Source organism: Pedobacter antarcticus, assembly GCF_900112985.1.
GTDB lineage: Bacteria > Bacteroidota > Bacteroidia > Sphingobacteriales > Sphingobacteriaceae > Pedobacter > Pedobacter antarcticus.
This window is the reverse complement of sequence record NZ_FONS01000001.1, coordinates 84,393-100,329: the sequence shown is the minus strand read 5'-3', so window position 1 is coordinate 100,329 and position 15,937 is coordinate 84,393. Positions and strand designations below refer to the sequence as shown.

Sequence of the window (15,937 nt, the reverse complement as noted above, 5' to 3'; positions counted from 1 at the left end):
ACAAATCTCATCAAATACCATAACAATAAATGAAAATGAAATCTACTTTAAAAAATGCATGTTACGCAATGGCTCTTATAGCCGGAATTTCTTCTTGTTCAAAAGATAAATCGAATGATCTAATATCAGAGAATAAAGGGAATTATATATTAACAGTTACTCCGGTCGCCTCAACAGGAGTCGCAGATTATTTGCTTACAGCCGATAACTTAGAATCCGGTACACTTTCTACTGCTGGAAATGGTTTGGAGCAGGATGGTACGTTTCGTTATTATGTGACAACAAACAATAAATTTTTCAGCATGCTGTATGGCCAGGGAAACCCGGGTGCTGTAACTACCTATAATATTCAGAACGGGAAATTATCTAAATTATCTAATTTTCAAACTGAAACGGTTCAGGCATTTGCTCCGGTAAATAATGACCTTTTATTGGTGAAAATTCCGAGAACATATGGCAACAAAGCAAACTGGTACCAAGTAGATACAGATAAATTGCTAATTACTAGTGAAGGCCAGTTAGATGTCGCCAATTTAACAGGTAATGGCGAAACAGCACATTTCTCCTGGTTAAAACAAGTTAACAATAAGGTGTTTGCACCATATTTTTCTATTAAGGCTTGTTGTGCAGACGGCTTCGGTACAAATTATCCGGATAGTGCCTGGGTAGCTGTTTATGATTATCCGAGCATGAAACTAGAAAAAATTATCAAAGACAATCGTACCAGCTTCATCGGAAGATATTTCGTGGACGGCTTGGGCGTATTAGAAAATGGAGATACTTATGCATTTTCAAGTTCTGTGGCAACCACCGGAGGTGTATTTAGCTCTAAAAAGCCATCAGCAATTACACGTATTAATGCTGGTACTACAGAATTTGATCAAAACTATTACTTTAATTTTCAAGATGCATCTGGTGGAATGAACATAACAAACTGGATTTACATTGGTGGTGGGAATTTTGTAGTGAATGCAACTACAGCCGCAGAAAAAGGCGCATATAATACAGGCGTTCATATTGGGATCGTTAATGTAAATAATAAAACGTTTAAAGCGGTAACCGGTATGCCTGACCTTGATAAGATCGGAAGTGTAACTGATCATAACTTTACGCCTAAAGATGGCAGAACGGCTTATATGGGGGTAACATTAAAAGACGGAAGCAGCTTTGTATACAAAATTGATGCAGTGACAGCGACTGCTACGCAAGGACTTAAAGTTGAAGGCGGTACAATTACTTCCATCAGTAAATTATAAGAATTAATCTCTCTGTTCAATTGATTAGCCCGCTGATGTGAATTGGCGGGCTAATCATCATTTAAATCTTATGTATACTACAATCGTATTACTGCTTTTTGTTGCCTTTTTGCTCTTGTATAATCTTTCCAAAAAAAGCAAATGGGAAACGAAAACTGACTGGGTGGTTAAGATGGCCTCACAACCGGTGCTGACCAGAGTTATAAGTTTTTCAATGATGTTAATCTCCTGCCTGATTCTGATCTGTATAAATGGTTTGGCTTCAGGAATTTTTGGCTTTATTGTGATATTGATGGCCATGGGTAGTTTAATAGTCCTTTTATTTCCTTTCCATTATCTCTCGACTAAGCATGTAGTGATCTTATACGTGCTGTTTGCCGGTTTAGAACTTTTTATCTTTTAATATGCCTGCTAATAAAAAATACCTGACTAAATCTCCTGTCCAGAGGTTTCTTAAAATCACAGCTGGTGTAATCGGAGGATATGCAGTTATGATATCCTTTCATCATTTGTTCGGTTACATTTTTGAGCCTAAAGATGTAGTTATTACTGCCGGAATTACCGGATATATTCTTTGGGCGGTTCTCTTATTACTGGCTTTTTTAGCTGAAAAAGCTTGGAAAATATGGCTATACTATATATTGCTAACCGTCCTTTTCGCTCTTCCAATTTTATTGAAATTATAATCTAAATCATGAATATCAGAAAGTATAATATTTATTTTCACACCCATACGATAAGCGGTATTATTATCTGTGCTCTGCTTTATGTTATATTTTTTGCGGGCTCTTATTCCTTCTTTAAAAAAGAGATTTCAGCATGGCAAAGTAATACTTCCTACAGCGCACACGAGAATCAGCCTGTTGTTTACAATAAACTTCTGGACTCTTTAAATCAGAAACATAATCTGACCGGCAGGGACATCTCACTTTACTTTCAGCAACATACCTTTGACAGTTATGTGGATATGTCTGCCTCTAAAGACAGTACACTTGTACCGAAGAAAAAGCATGCTGAAGAAGTTGGAAAAGGAAGAGGCAGAGGTCGTGGCAGAGGCGGGGATGGTGCGTATTTTAAATACAACTTCATTAACGGCAATTCTTCAACTTATCAGCAATCTTATGATATGGGTGAGTTTTTATACAGACTCCATTTTTTAGCACAGCTAAATTCAGTACCTGTTAGATTAGGAACCCCTTTTGGTTATCTATTGGCGGGAGTGGTTTCATTTATCTTCTTGTTTGCCTTGATTACAGGTTTAATGCTGCACTGGGATAAAATTGTATCTAACTTTTTCATATTCCGGCCTTGGTCAAAGGTAAAGACCGTATGGACCGACGCACATACCGCATTGGGAGTGATTGGCTTCCCATATCAGTTTATTTACGCTATAACGGGTATTATCCTGATTTTTAATGTGGTAATAATTACGCCGTTCAGCACAATTTTTTACGGTGGAAAAGCAGATAAGCTGTATCAGGACCTAGGTTATTCTGATTCACGGGAATACAACTATTCTTATCATGCACTGAATAAGAAAGTAGATGTGAACTCTTATGTAGACCGTACTAAGAAGTTATGGAAGGACCCCTTCATTCAGAATGTTTCCATTAAAAACTATGGTGATACGTCTATGCATATCATTATAGAAGGTACTGCAAATAAAAAGGAAAGTTTTGCTGGTACCGGTAAAATTATTTATAAGGTAGAAAACGATCAGATAGTCTTTCATAAGTCACCTTTGACTGATGTAACGTATGTAGACAAGGTTCGTAGTCTGATTTACAGATTGCATTTTGGAGATTATGGGGGGTATGCATTGAAAATAATTTACTTCGTATTAGGTATAATGGGATGTGTGGTTATTATTTCCGGCATACTTGTCTGGCTAGTTGCCAGAGACAAAAATAATATTCCGGCCTACAAGCGTAAGTTTAATTTCTGGCTTGCAAATATATTTTTGGCCGGTTGCCTGGCTATGTTTCCTGTAACTGCATTAACCCTCGTTGCAGTAAAGGTTAATGGCGCAGCGGATCAGGACTTTATCTACCATTTCTATTTCTATAGTTGGTTGATACTTGGAATGTATTATGTTATTCGTAAAGATCTGAACCGCACAAACCGGGAAACGATTTTACTGGGAAGTATATTCAGTTTATGTATTCCAATAGCGAATGGAATTTGTACGGGTAACTGGATTTGGAATACCTATGCATCGGGTGCCGTGGATATTCTTTTTATCGACGTTTTTAGTATTGCACTGGCTATGATTGGTTTTATCAGCTTTTATAAGATTCGTCAGAGACAGAAAAAACAGGCTGAAACTACGTAGAGATATCTTATTAATAATTTCGTAAGGTGTGAGGTCAATAGGTGTATATTGAGCTCACACCTTTTTTCTTTGCAACATTTCAGGATTCGCTTTAATCGTATGTATTCAGTCGTTATTTTTTACATTTGAATTTAATCTGGCAAAATGAAAATAATATCGGTAAATGATTTCTATAAGGATGTTTCTGCCGGAGCACCGGATTTGAACAGCAAGGAAATCGGACATTTCGATGTGTTCGACCTTAAAGCACTTATTGCTCAAATGAAAGGTAAACCCGAAATGCCTTATAACCGCCGGGCATATTATAAAATCAGCCTGATTTGCGGGAAAGATACAGCTGAGTATGCAGATAAAATAATCGAGATTGATCAATACGCATTATTGTTCGCTACGCCTAAAATCCCCTATAACTGGATTCCTATGGGGCCAGACCAATCTGGTTATTTCTGTATTTTCACGGAAGATTTCTTAAATCCAGGCCGCAATGGCGTTTCCATTGACGAATTACCCATATTTAAAGCGGGAGGGTACCCAGTTTTCGAGGTTTCTTCGGAAAGAAGTGTTGAAATTGCACTGATCTTTAAAAAGATGATCAGTGAGTTATCATCAGCCTATACTTTCAAATTTGACTTGCTACGTAATTATATTTTGGAACTGATTCATTATGGTCAGAAATTACAGCCAGCATCTGCTTCATATCCAATGCATACTGCCTCTGCAAGGGTGTCTTCTTTGTTTGAAGAGCTCCTGGAGCGGCAGTTCCCAATCGAATCAGTCGGGCAGAAACTCCAGTTACGCACAGCTAAGGCTTATGCTGACCGGTTGTCTGTACATGTCAATCACCTGAATAAAGTTTTAAAGGAACAGACAGGAAAAACGACAACCGAAATTATATCAGACCGGATAATCAGGGAGGCCAAATTACTGCTTAGACAAACAGACTGGAACATTTCAGAAATAAGCTATTGTCTTGGATTTGAAGAGATTGCACATTTCTCCAATTTCTTTAGAAAACAAACCAAACTGTCTCCAGTAGAATTTCGTTCCTGATCTAAACCTGAATTTGATAATTTGAATTTTGCAAACAATGGATTGATGTTTGCAAGCAGCAATGTGGTAAAATATCGACTTTTGGGTTTATAATATCATTAATTCATATCAAATGGCAGTTTTAAACAAAATCGCATTAATTACTGGTGGGAGCCGTGGATTAGGCAAAGACATGGCAATAAGTCTTTCTAAAAAAGGAATAGACGTAATATTAACCTACCATTCTAAAAAGGACGAAGCGCAGGACGTCGTAGCCGAGATTGAAAAGAATGGACAGAAAGCACTGGCAGTCCAGCTGGATACAGGCAATGTAAAGAGCTTTGACTCCTTTTTTGTAGAGTTATCATCTCAGTTGCAAAATAAATTTCAGGCTGAAAAATTTGATTTTTTAATCAATAATGCGGGTGTCGGGCTCGGTGGTGCTTTTTTGGATACCACAGAAGATGAGTTTGACTTGTTATCGGCTATTCATTTCAAGGGTGTATTCTTTCTCACCCAAAAAGGGGTCGCACTGATTAATGATGGTGGTAGAATAATTAATATTTCAACAGGATTAACCCGCTTTGTGGGATCCGGACTAGCGGCATACGCGAGCATGAAAGGAGCAATTGAGGTGCTTTCAAAGTATATGGCTAAAGAGTTGGGTAAAAGAGGTATCGCTGTAAATGTTGTCGCTCCAGGAGCTATTGAGACAGATTTCGGAGGTGGAGTTGTACGGGATAATACACAGGTCAATCAATATCTGGCTAATGCTACTGCACTAGGCAGGGTAGGGCGCGCAGATGATATTGGTGGGGTTGTAGCTTTTCTTTGTACTGCAGATGCAAAATGGGTTAATGCTCAGCGTATTGAAGTTTCTGGTGGTATGAATCTGTAAAGTACGGGACAAAGGGCCGGAAGTAGAATACAGATTTTCTCCATAATTGGCATATAGTTTAGCGGTAAATCTTGTATTTATGCGTATTAAACTTCTGTGTTTATCTCTTCTTTTCTACATTCTTTGCCCCGTTATTGGCAAAGCACAGGTAATTGATTCACTTGCTTACCGGCCTAAAGTTTCTTCTTTTATTATTCCTGCCGTGCTAGTCGGATATGGGCTGGTATCACTCTCCTGTAATTCTCCCATCCGTCATCTGGATTTTTCGACGCGGAATGAGCTGCAGGAAGACCATCCTTTATTTGCCGCTCATGTAGATAATTATCTGCAATTTGCACCCGCTGTCGCCGTCTATGGACTTAACCTGGCCGGTATTAAGGGTAAACATTCGTTGGTAGATGCTACCGGTATTTACTTGCTTTCAGAGGCGATTATGAGTGGAACAGTTTTTTCCGTGAAGCGTATGACCAATCGGGAACGTCCGGACCACAGTGGCTTTAATTCATTCCCATCTGGCCATACTGCTAATGCATTTGCCGCCGCAGAGTTTCTGATGCAGGAATACAAAGACGTTTCTCCCTGGTATGGATATGCAGGATACACAGTAGCGACCGCGACCGGGGTCCTAAGAATGTATAATAATAAGCATTGGTTAAGTGATGTGGTCACTGGGGCCGGTGTAGGGATTATATCCACCAAGCTCGCCTATATAATCTATCCTAAACTTAAAAAACTTGTGGTTGGAACTAAGGCGCAGCAGTATAATCTTATTCCTGCATATCAGAATCATACGTTTGGTTTGGCCTTTAATGCGAGGTTGTAAGTTATATAATCGGTACACTTACAGAACCATTAACTAATATTTTGAAAACAAATGCACCCTTTAAAAGATTGTAGGTATTACTTTATCAATTCAATTAAGTATGCCTGAAGGTCCGTCTATTGTTATTCTAAAAGAAAAGATGTCTTATCTCAAAAATAAAGTTGTAGCTGAGGCTTCTGGTTATGCTGATGTGGATATGGAAGCAATTGCCCATCGGAAGATTCTGGATTTTAAAACATGGGGAAAGAATTTTTTTATTTGTTTTAGTGATTTCAGCATCAGAATACATCTGGGATTATTTGGAAGCTACCAGTTTCATGAGCCCAAAAAAGTGAATCCAAAATTGGCACTTCATTTCAATGATGACAGTGTTTATTTTTATGTATGTACGGTGCAACGCATTGATGTACCCCTTGATACATTGTATGACTGGACAGCAGATGTGATGAATGAGCAATGGAGTGCAGTAAGCGCACTGGAAAAGCTGAAAAAACATCCTAATAAGAAAATATGTGATGTACTGCTGGATCAGAAGATATTCAGCGGGGTTGGAAATATCATTAAAAATGAGGTGCTATTTCGGGCGAAGGTTCATCCGGAGAGTATTGTTCAATATATTCCTTTAAAAAAACTGGAGAAAATCACAGAAGAATGCCGGAATTATAGTTTTGATTTCCTCAAGTGGAGAAAACGAAACGAATTAAGCCGGCATTATGAAGTATATCAGCAACAAGAACTTAAGGGGACCGATCAGGAAGTGACAAGAAAAGATACAGGAACAACCAGACGTACTAGTTACTTCATAGAGGGGATACAAAAGCTTTATGTGCATTAATTCCAAAACCATTTAATACCGGACCTGTTTTACATAAAATTCAAATTATGTATAGAACAGTTGTAATTACGGGTGCCTCTAGCGGTGCAGGAAGAGCAATAGCTTATGAATTTGCTCTTCAAAAGGATAATCTGGTTTTAGCTTCCAGAAACATCGATGAACTTGAGGAAGTTAAAGCAGAATGTGAATCAATGGGTGGAACGGCTATTTGTGTGTATACAGATGTAACCAGTTATGGAGATGTGATAAACCTGGCCTCAGCGGCTGCCGATTTCGGTGGAAATATTGATATATGGATTAATAATGCCGGCGTACTGGCAGCAGGTTCTTTTGAAGATACTCCGGTTGAAGTGCTAGACCAGGTTATTCGTACTAATCTAATGGGATATATTCATGGAGCACATGCAGTACTGCCATATTTTAAAAGTCAGGGGCGGGGAGTATTGATTAATAATATTTCTATCGGAGGCTTTCTGCCGGTTCCTTATGGTGTTGGATATTCTGCAAGTAAATTTGGTCTGAGAGGGTTTTCGGCGTCCTTACGCGCCGAGCTGGTTAACTTTAGCGGGATACATATATGTGATGCCTATCCTGCATTTTTAGATACACCAGGTATTCAGCATGCCGCAAATTATACGGGCAAGAGTATTCGGCCTGCACCTCCTGTTTATGATCCTGCAAGGCTTGCAATTGCGATAGCAGAACTCGCAGCCCATCCAAAATCTGAAGTTATGGTAGGAAGTGCTTCCATTTTACTCCGCTATGCCTATGCTGTATTTCCAGCTTTAACCAGCAGAATTACCGCTAAGGTGATTAGTACTTATCTGAACCGCGCAGAACCCATAGAGAAGATTGACGGGAACATTTTTAATACTGTTAAATATGGAAACGCGGTACATGGAGGATGGGGTGTCCCGGGAAAACCAAAAGCGCATAGAAAATATATTGCAGCTGGATTATTGATGCTTTCTGCAGCTGGACTAATGTTGCTCCGCAAAAAATAAAACGCTAAACTGATATGTAATTAGGGTATTGACTCTTAACCTTGAAGACGAATAGAATCAGTCGCGTCTAATTCGATGCCTTGTTTTTAGGAGACAGCTTCACATGATAGCAAAAACGTAATGCTTGATTGTGTGGCAGGCTCCATAATCTCACTATTCGTATTTCAAGGCCCTAACCGGGTTTCCTTTTGCTGTTTGATAGGATTTGATACTTATTGTCAATAATGTAATCAGTACGGAGATTAGTGATGCAAAGCAAAATGGCCATATATTAAGCTGTATCCGGTAAGCAAAGCCTGAAAGCCAGTGCGAAACGAATAAATACGCCAATGGCCAGGCAAGAACATTGGCGATTAACACCATCGTCATAAATGAACTATTCAGCATATTAACCAACTCGGTTGTAGATGCACCCAGCACTTTTCTGATCGCAACTTCTTTAGTTCTTTGCACGGCAACGAAAGAAATCAGTCCGAAAAGGCCGATAAAAGAAATTGAAAGGATCACCATTGTAGATATATTAAAAATCATTCCTGTAATTCTTTCATTTTCATAGTAATTCTGCATTTCATCATTTAGAAGATTAACATTGTAGATTGAATTGGGATAGTTTTCATTCCATAAAGATTCAATATCCTTCATGCTCTGCATTAACTCCAGACTATTCATTTTAATTGCCGCAGTATAATATTCGCCTTTTTGAGGATAAATGGCGATAGGCGAAATATTCTGCTGTAATGAGAGATCGTTATAATCTTTCACAACGCCTGTTATAGGCATTTTATAACCATTGGTAATCAATTCCTTTCCAATAGCCTGTTCAGGGTCTGAGATATTCATCTTTTTTAAGAATGTTTCATTGACCACGCAGCCATTTATAGTATCACTTTTTTTAAAAACCTTTCCTGCGATCAGTTTTAAACCGAATAATTCAATATAGTTTTCATCTGCTTTGGAGTTTCTAAGTTCAAAATCCTGATTTTTCTTTCCATCATAACTGAAATCGGAAGTTGTGATATCATTTGATAAAGGCGCACCCTGACAAAAACTAACATTTTCTATGCCTGTGATTTTTAGTAGTCTTTCTTTGAATGAACTGTATTTCAGTTGACTGAGACTGTCAGAAGGCAAATTGACTAAAGCCACTGCGTCTGGGTTGAAGCCTAATGGTTTTTCTCGTAAATATTTCATTTGCTTCATGATAACCAGCGTACCAATGATCAGTATAATACTTATAGAGAATTGGAAGATAACAAGAACTTTTCTCAGATTCAATCCATTAGAGTTTATTGAAATCTTATTTTTTATTGCCAGAACAGGGTTGAAATTTGAGATAACAACAGCAGGATAGAAGCCTGCTAAAAAGCTAATGGTAATTACCAATACAGCCATGAAAAGGAAAATTATCGGATCACTGAATAAGCTCAGTTCGACTTTGCCTTTGAAAAGATTCTCCATTGCAGGTAAACTTAGTTCTGTAATGACACAGGCGATTAATAAGGCGATCAAAGTAATCGAAAATGTTTCTGTTAAGAACTGGATAACCAGCTGTTTTCTTTCACTGCCCATGACTTTACGAACGCCGACCTCTTTTGATCGGTTAACAGCTTGTGCGGTAGCAAGGTTTATAAAGTTGATACAAGCGGTGAGTATTAAAAATAAACCAATCAGACTAAGTCCGTAAATTTCTTTTCTGGTGATAGAGCTTTCTGCAAAACTTCCATACTTGTCATTAAAATGAATATCAGCCAGCGACTGTAATTTATTTTCCTGATTTCCTAAAATTTGCTGGTTTTGATAATGGTTTTTATTAAAACGTGCGATTGGCGCTTCTAAATCAGCAGGGGTTAACCCTTTTTTCAACAGAACATAACATTCCATCGCGGAATTGACTCCATCCCAATTAATGAATTTTTTGCTGTTAAACGTTTCATAGCTGATTACGATCTCTAATGGCAAACTGCTATTTTTAGGAATATCCTTAAATACTCCGGTAACAAGCAGATTTATTTTACCAAAAAGAAAGCTCTTACCCATAGCGTTGTCAGTGCTTCCATAAAATTTCTTTGCCATATTCTCTGAAAGAATGACCGTATTAGGTTCGGACAACGCCAGTTTTTGATTACCGGCGTTGAAAGGAAGATCGAATATTTCAAAGAATTCCGGATCGGTATAATACACAGATTCTCGTGTTTTGAGTACTATCTTACCACTTTCATCTTTGATATATATAATTCCTCCTCTGCCGATCACGGGGGTGACTTTATCCAAACCGGAAATTTCGTCTTTGACTGCCTGAACAAGCGGTAACGGGATTCCTTTTGAATAATCCTCAGTGCCAGAATAGTTCCAATGGGTGACAAACCTGTAGATCCTATCCCCATTTTTGTGACCTTTATCAAAACTCAGCTGATAATTCAGGAAAACAAAAAGAAGCATACAGCCAGCTATGCCTATGGATAAACCTGTTATGTTAATTAAGGTATATGTTTTGTTTTTCCAGAGATGACGCCACGCAATTTTTAGATTCAATCGAAACATAATACGTTTTTTTCTAATCATCTAAAAGCTATGCCACTATCAATTGTAGTTTTAAATAATTGATAACTAGCTGTTTATGTATAGTGTTCATTTTTTATCGTACATTTTCGGACAAGAAATGAACAATTTCGTACAGTTACTTTCTTGTCCAATGATTTGCCCAATTTTTAATAGTCTGGTAATTTGAGAAGCAAAAAAAAGTTATACCAGTGAAAATTGTAATCCAGCAATAGATTAGTTTTACACCACTGATATTACTGGCGAGCAGGTAAAGGATCAGTGTGGGTAATATCGCAACTACCAGACATACGAGTAAGGATATAATCAGTGGCGCTATCAGATGGTCGATTACTGCAATTAATTTTATTTTCCTGAAGATAAACGCAACAAACGTGAGGCCTAGAACGCCAAAAATTATTGCTGCAAAGCCGTACATCAATACCTGCTCAGGATGTTGGTTAATACCACTTTCATATCCGAAAAACTGATTAAAGTTGAATCCCATTGTAAGTTTTTTCTTCCTGCGAAATGATAAACAGATTCTTCTGACGGTACCCTAGTAATCCGGCCAAAAGTAAATTTGGAAACTCCTGTATTCCGATATTATAAAGGTTCACACTATCATTATAATACTCTCGTCTGTCTGCTATTTTATCTTCCATTTGTGAAATCCGCTTTTGAAGTTCAAGAAAGTTATTGTTCGACAACAACGCAGGGTAATTTTCAGAAACAGCGAATAAGGATTTGGTTGCCTTAGCCAGTTCACTAGAATTTGCTATTTTTTCATCAATTGTTGTCGAATTCATGAAATCAGTTCGTAATCTGGTTAGATTCGTTAACATAGATTTTTCGTGTTCCATATAAGCAGAAGTGACCTTTACCAGTTCGGGAATTTCATCGGCTCGTTGCTTGAGAATCACATCTATATTCATGAATGCTTTCTCGATATTGTTTTTAAGCATGACCAGCTTGTTAAATATGCCGATGAAAAAACTCAGGGCGATTATTACTAGTAATAATCCGACTATTAATGCGATGTTTTGTGCAGTCATAATTGCTTAAGATATAATGATATATATGATTATAAGTGTAATGAAAAATAAGGTAGTAAAAAAGGATTTGTATAAAGGGGTGAACTTATTCTTAATGGCCACTTCATGAGGAAATGCAACCCCGAATACCCCATGATGATCGTCTTTCTGAATTAACGTTTCACCGTTATTACTGGTCGCCTTTCCAATCAGCAGAAGATAATCGTCATTTTTAAGGTAGGTTTCATAATATCGTTTATCACCACTTTCTACTTCTTTGTCTACCCGCTGTATATAGTAATCGAGCCCATCGCCATTAACTAAGACAGAACCGGTTTCATCTTTGATTCTAAAAGTACTTGTTTTTCGTTCAGAAAATATATTACTCCATGTGGTATTTCCATCTTTATCACGCCTACGCTGTTCTATACGAATGGAATACCCTATACAGGGCGTTTGAAAATGAGGTGAGATTAAAGGTTCTAACTCAATAAGGTCCCCGGCAACTTCGACCAAACCCATTGCTACAGCATTCATTTTTGAAGTCGGTAATATCGCCTGTAATTTGTAAAAGCGTGTTCTGGAAGTTGGGAAAAAGATTGAATCAAGAATAAATATTAGCGGTATGATGAGCAGCAATAATGATAATTTGCCTTCAGAATATAACCAGAACCCTATTATTAGAAATCCAAACACACCTATCGACTGGATCGAACGTTGAAATTTGCCCTTCTTCGGTGTTTGATATTTATCATTAAAACGCTTGTCGGTTTCTTTATTCTCCTTACTACTTCTGAAAATTGAAATGACCATTCCAATTACTCCGATTAAGAAGATTGATACAAATAATAAACTTACAATTAGTAAAGCCCACCCAGGACGGACCAGATACGCTATAACAACCAGAAGCGGATGTGTAATGAAAAATAGGTATTTAGGACGGATGTTAATGTTGTATAATCCCTTGAAAATCAATGTGTAAAATAATGCAATACCCTCACTGAAAATAAGAAGAAATATTAGGACCGGTGTATCGATCTGCTGGCTGCTGAAGAATTTTAATAGTTCGTTCATAGATATTGGTTCAGCTTTAATTTCGGAATATCAGTTCAAGTTCCTGCGGCAGACTTCTGCGCAAATTGGCTCTTTCCTGGTCAGTAAGTGGATTATTAGTTAATCTTATTTTAGACAGTTTCTTCAGTTTTCCAATCTCAGTTGGAAGAGTTGTAAATTGATTATTGCTCAAGTCTAATTCGGTGAGATTTGGGAAGTTAAAAATTTGTGTGGGAAATGAACTTAAATTCTGTCCACTCAAGTCCAGATTAAAAACGAGTTCAGGAAATTGTAGTGCTTCCTGTAGATTATTATATTCAGTCTTATCAATTTTACGGGATTTTCCTTCGAATAACTTGCCCAAAAGAATTAATAAAAGTACAGCCAGAAAAAATATGCAAAGGAAGACTGCCCAGACAGGAGCATCGTCTTTTTCATGAGTAAAAATTCGTAGGTAGATAAAATAACCCATTCCACCCATCATGCCTAATAACATTAGGAAACCTATTCCGACAAATAACGACATCATTACGGAAATTGCAGAAAAAGTTCTTTTAGACCTGCTATAAAACCAGCCAAGACCTGCGGCTAACACCCAGAATAGAACAATTGCAGCTCTTATAAGAGTGTTGCCATTTTCAAAGAATGTAAGACTAATCATACCGGGCAACATTAATGCAAACCAAATAAGTATGGAAACGAGGAATAAAATGCCGTTTCCCGATTTCTTCTTTTTTACGAGCCACAATTTTGCAAGTCCAATAGACAGCAATGAGATTATCAGAAATAAATAACCCGCGGAGGTAATTTGAAGGAGGAGAGCTGATGTAGTCATATAGAATTTTCAAACTAACAAAAACTAAGCCGGGCCATTGTTTTAGGCTACTTTAAGTTAAAAAATTCTTGTGTTGTGGAATATTTTTTTGGTTTTTGTCCGATGTATCTCTCGAATATCCTGGTGAAGTGACTTAAATTGGAGAATCCCATTTTATAACCTGCTTCGGAAACGGACATGTTCTTCTCTCTGATTAGGTAGGCGGCCTCTTTTAGCCGAAAAGATTGATAATAGCTGTAAATGCTATTGCCAAAAATCTGTTTGAAGAGTCTTTTCATTTTACTTTCACTCATACCTGCAGCAATAGCTAATGTGGGTAAATTCGGAGAGATATTTAGGTCTGCAATTATTTGATTCCTGATTTTATATATATTCTTCACATCATTTACATTTAACGGGTATGCAGCAGCCCGCTGATTTCGTAACAGTTCTGAAAATAAAAGATATATTAATTTTTCCGCCTGAAGTCTGCTGTGAAAATGATGTAGTTCTTTCGGTATCTGTTCATTTATGAGTCCGTTTGCTACTGAATGCATTTCGGGCGATATAATTTGCTCGTAAATATAGGGTTGCTGTCCTGATATGATGTTTTGCAGAAAGGCATCATCCGGACCGGGCTTTAGCAATTCTTCCAGCAGATCTTTTTTGACAGCAATAATTATCGTGTCAACTTTTGAATTTGCAGGAAGAAAAATCTCTGAATCCATTCCGGCAGATGCGATTTGGATATATGGCGCAGAGTGATGTTCACCCTGCTTTTGGCTAAAGAAATTGTGAAACGCCAGCACAACCATTTCGTTGACATTACCGGTTACCAGTCTTCTGAATGTAAAGTCGTCTTTCAGCTGATACAGTCTGATCATTATTTTTAACCGGTTTCCTAGATCTATACCTCTGAGATATCCCGAACCCATATTTTCTGGTATCGTAAGTACTCCATCGTTTACCGTCGTACCCAGCATGTCAGCAAACGCCTGCAATAAACCGACATCTCCATTGACTTTAAATTCCAATATCATATTTTGGTCGTTTAGGACTATTTTTCGCTTTAATATAGCTATTTTAATTGTTTATGTCTTCTGACCTTTGGTTTAGTAAAACAGAAACGATGAGTAATAAATTGACAAAAGGAAAAAGTATTGCTATTATTGGCGGTGGTCCGGGGGGCTTGATACTAGCCCGACTTCTCCAGATGAAGGGTGTAATGGTAAAAGTTTACGAAAGAGACCTTGATAAGAATGTGAGGCAGCAGGGAGCGACTCTGGATCTGCATAATGAATCCGGTTTAAAAGCATTGCAGGATGCAGGACTAATGGAGGAGTTTATAAAAAACTATCGTCCAAATGCAGATTTATTGCGTATAGTTGATAGGAAAGGGAATATCCTGACAGATCAACATACCATATTGAAAGATGATACAATCACATTCGGTCATGCGCATTTCCGCCCGGAAATAGACCGTGGCCCGTTAAGGACTATTTTAATTGATTCACTATCTCCGGAGACTATTATCTGGAATTGTCAATTTGTAAATATGGAGCCTTCAGGTGACGGCTGGCAAATCAGCTTTAAAAATGGAAATACAGTTTTTGCAGATATTGTCATCGGTGCTGATGGAGCTAATTCAAAAATTCGCCCGTATATGACTGAAATTAAGCCGTTTTATTCAGGGATTACAGTTATAGAAGGCTTGATCCATGATTCCGCAGAAAAAGCACCGGATATTCATGCCCTGGTAAAAGAAGGTAAGGTGTTTGCATTTGGCAACGATCAGTCAATCATTTTGAGTTCAAAAGGTGATGGAAGCACTGCATTTTATTTCGGTTTTAAGGCCGCAGAATGCTGGACAAAGACTTGTGGCTTGGATTTTACAGATCGGGAACAACTGCTTTCATGGTTTAAAGAAGAATATAGCGATTGGGGTGGCATATGGGACGGAATGATTACCAGTGCTGAAAATTTATTCATTCCAAGACCACAATATTGTATGCCATTCGACCAGAATTGGAAAGCTGGAGCCAATATCACAATGCTTGGAGATGCAGCACACCTGATGCCACCATACGCAGGAGAAGGCGTAAACATGGCGATGCTTGACGCGTTGGAATTAAGCCAATGTCTGGTTAACGAAGATTTTGACGATTTGCAGACTGCAATAGCATTTTATGAAAAACAAATGCGAACCAGAGCCGCTGAGGTTGCGATGATAACTATGGACTCTACAGCAATGCTACATTCGGATGAAGCTATACCATTTATGACCGGTGTGCTCTCCTGATAACTAGTTTAAACGTTTACTC

General features: G+C 38.0%; 16 protein-coding genes. 10 read left to right on the top strand and 6 right to left on the bottom strand.

Annotated elements, in window-relative coordinates:
* The first annotated feature begins 35 nt into the window (after positions 1-35).
* The 9 genes from BM192_RS00480 (at position 36) to BM192_RS00440 (ending at position 8,177) form a co-directional block, all read left to right on the top strand.
* On the top strand, positions 36-1,256 hold the full coding sequence (locus tag BM192_RS00480; RefSeq protein ID WP_037440158.1) for a DUF4374 domain-containing protein: 1,221 nt from the start codon (positions 36-38) through the stop codon (positions 1,254-1,256).
* A gap of 70 nt (positions 1,257-1,326) precedes the next feature.
* On the top strand, positions 1,327-1,659 hold the full coding sequence (locus tag BM192_RS00475) for a hypothetical protein (protein WP_037440117.1): 333 nt from the start codon (positions 1,327-1,329) through the stop codon (positions 1,657-1,659).
* A 1-nt stretch (position 1,660) separates the two neighbouring features.
* Positions 1,661-1,942 carry a hypothetical protein gene (locus tag BM192_RS00470; RefSeq protein ID WP_037440115.1) on the top strand — a complete coding sequence of 94 codons (282 nt, stop codon included), beginning with the start codon at positions 1,661-1,663 and terminating at the stop codon, positions 1,940-1,942.
* A gap of 8 nt (positions 1,943-1,950) precedes the next feature.
* Positions 1,951-3,588: a PepSY-associated TM helix domain-containing protein gene (locus BM192_RS00465; RefSeq protein ID WP_037440113.1), complete on the top strand. Its 1,638-nt coding sequence runs from the start codon at positions 1,951-1,953 to the stop codon at positions 3,586-3,588.
* Between the two features lie 144 nt (positions 3,589-3,732).
* Positions 3,733-4,638 (top strand): helix-turn-helix domain-containing protein, encoded by a 906-nt coding sequence (locus BM192_RS00460; RefSeq protein WP_170844834.1) that lies wholly within the window; start codon positions 3,733-3,735, stop codon positions 4,636-4,638.
* 112 nt (positions 4,639-4,750) lie between these two features.
* On the top strand, positions 4,751-5,515 hold the full coding sequence (locus tag BM192_RS00455; RefSeq protein WP_037440111.1) for an SDR family oxidoreductase: 765 nt from the start codon (positions 4,751-4,753) through the stop codon (positions 5,513-5,515).
* A gap of 79 nt (positions 5,516-5,594) precedes the next feature.
* Complete coding sequence (locus BM192_RS00450; protein ID WP_037440109.1) at positions 5,595-6,338, top strand: phosphatase PAP2 family protein; 744 nt, start codon at positions 5,595-5,597, stop codon at positions 6,336-6,338.
* Between the two features lie 100 nt (positions 6,339-6,438).
* Positions 6,439-7,173, top strand: a complete 735-nt coding sequence (locus tag BM192_RS00445; protein WP_037440107.1) for a hypothetical protein — start codon at positions 6,439-6,441, stop codon at positions 7,171-7,173.
* Positions 7,174-7,220: 47 nt separating this feature from the next.
* Positions 7,221-8,177 (top strand): SDR family oxidoreductase, encoded by a 957-nt coding sequence (locus tag BM192_RS00440; RefSeq protein ID WP_037440105.1) that lies wholly within the window; start codon positions 7,221-7,223, stop codon positions 8,175-8,177.
* Positions 8,178-8,330: 153 nt separating this feature from the next.
* Here BM192_RS00440 and BM192_RS00435 read toward each other — a convergent pair whose 3' ends face one another.
* From BM192_RS00435 to BM192_RS00410, 6 genes are all read right to left on the bottom strand, one after another.
* The gene (locus BM192_RS00435; RefSeq protein ID WP_037440155.1) at positions 8,331-10,718 is read right to left on the bottom strand and encodes an ABC transporter permease; all 2,388 of its coding nucleotides are present in this window, start codon (positions 10,716-10,718) and stop codon (positions 8,331-8,333) included.
* Positions 10,719-10,854: 136 nt separating this feature from the next.
* Entirely contained in the window at positions 10,855-11,223 is a 369-nt protein-coding gene (locus tag BM192_RS00430; protein ID WP_037440103.1) for a hypothetical protein, read from the bottom strand.
* Positions 11,207-11,770 (bottom strand): LemA family protein, encoded by a 564-nt coding sequence (locus BM192_RS00425; protein WP_037440101.1) that lies wholly within the window; start codon positions 11,768-11,770, stop codon positions 11,207-11,209. Before BM192_RS00425 ends, BM192_RS00430 begins: the two co-directional genes overlap by 17 nt.
* 6 nt (positions 11,771-11,776) lie before the next feature.
* On the bottom strand, positions 11,777-12,823 hold the full coding sequence (locus tag BM192_RS00420; RefSeq protein WP_074963858.1) for a hypothetical protein: 1,047 nt from the start codon (positions 12,821-12,823) through the stop codon (positions 11,777-11,779).
* Positions 12,824-12,839: 16 nt separating this feature from the next.
* On the bottom strand, positions 12,840-13,637 hold the full coding sequence (locus BM192_RS20605; protein WP_051759814.1) for a leucine-rich repeat domain-containing protein: 798 nt from the start codon (positions 13,635-13,637) through the stop codon (positions 12,840-12,842).
* Positions 13,638-13,684: 47 nt separating this feature from the next.
* Positions 13,685-14,656, bottom strand: coding sequence for a helix-turn-helix transcriptional regulator (locus tag BM192_RS00410; protein WP_037440096.1), 972 nt, complete (start codon positions 14,654-14,656; stop codon positions 13,685-13,687).
* Between the two features lie 89 nt (positions 14,657-14,745).
* Between BM192_RS00410 and BM192_RS00405 the strand changes: the two genes are divergently transcribed.
* Positions 14,746-15,915, top strand: coding sequence for an FAD-dependent oxidoreductase (locus tag BM192_RS00405; RefSeq protein WP_037440151.1), 1,170 nt, complete (start codon positions 14,746-14,748; stop codon positions 15,913-15,915).
* The last annotated feature ends 22 nt before the right edge of the window (positions 15,916-15,937 follow it).

Bases quoted from the DNA above. Each gene is read 5' to 3' on its own strand.
- BM192_RS00480 (WP_037440158.1), top strand. From the start codon at position 36: ATGAAATCTACTTTAAAAAATGCATGTTACGCAATGGCTCTTATAGCC.
- BM192_RS00475 (WP_037440117.1), top strand. From the start codon at position 1,327: ATGTATACTACAATCGTATTACTGCTTTTTGTTGCCTTTTTGCTCTTG.
- BM192_RS00470 (WP_037440115.1), top strand. From the start codon at position 1,661: ATGCCTGCTAATAAAAAATACCTGACTAAATCTCCTGTCCAGAGGTTT.
- BM192_RS00465 (WP_037440113.1), top strand. From the start codon at position 1,951: ATGAATATCAGAAAGTATAATATTTATTTTCACACCCATACGATAAGC.
- BM192_RS00460 (WP_170844834.1), top strand. From the start codon at position 3,733: ATGAAAATAATATCGGTAAATGATTTCTATAAGGATGTTTCTGCCGGA.
- BM192_RS00455 (WP_037440111.1), top strand. From the start codon at position 4,751: ATGGCAGTTTTAAACAAAATCGCATTAATTACTGGTGGGAGCCGTGGA.
- BM192_RS00450 (WP_037440109.1), top strand. From the start codon at position 5,595: ATGCGTATTAAACTTCTGTGTTTATCTCTTCTTTTCTACATTCTTTGC.
- BM192_RS00445 (WP_037440107.1), top strand. From the start codon at position 6,439: ATGCCTGAAGGTCCGTCTATTGTTATTCTAAAAGAAAAGATGTCTTAT.
- BM192_RS00440 (WP_037440105.1), top strand. From the start codon at position 7,221: ATGTATAGAACAGTTGTAATTACGGGTGCCTCTAGCGGTGCAGGAAGA.
- BM192_RS00435 (WP_037440155.1), bottom strand. From the start codon at position 10,718: ATGTTTCGATTGAATCTAAAAATTGCGTGGCGTCATCTCTGGAAAAAC.
- BM192_RS00430 (WP_037440103.1), bottom strand. From the start codon at position 11,223: ATGGGATTCAACTTTAATCAGTTTTTCGGATATGAAAGTGGTATTAAC.
- BM192_RS00425 (WP_037440101.1), bottom strand. From the start codon at position 11,770: ATGACTGCACAAAACATCGCATTAATAGTCGGATTATTACTAGTAATA.
- BM192_RS00420 (WP_074963858.1), bottom strand. From the start codon at position 12,823: ATGAACGAACTATTAAAATTCTTCAGCAGCCAGCAGATCGATACACCG.
- BM192_RS20605 (WP_051759814.1), bottom strand. From the start codon at position 13,637: ATGACTACATCAGCTCTCCTCCTTCAAATTACCTCCGCGGGTTATTTA.
- BM192_RS00410 (WP_037440096.1), bottom strand. From the start codon at position 14,656: ATGATATTGGAATTTAAAGTCAATGGAGATGTCGGTTTATTGCAGGCG.
- BM192_RS00405 (WP_037440151.1), top strand. From the start codon at position 14,746: ATGAGTAATAAATTGACAAAAGGAAAAAGTATTGCTATTATTGGCGGT.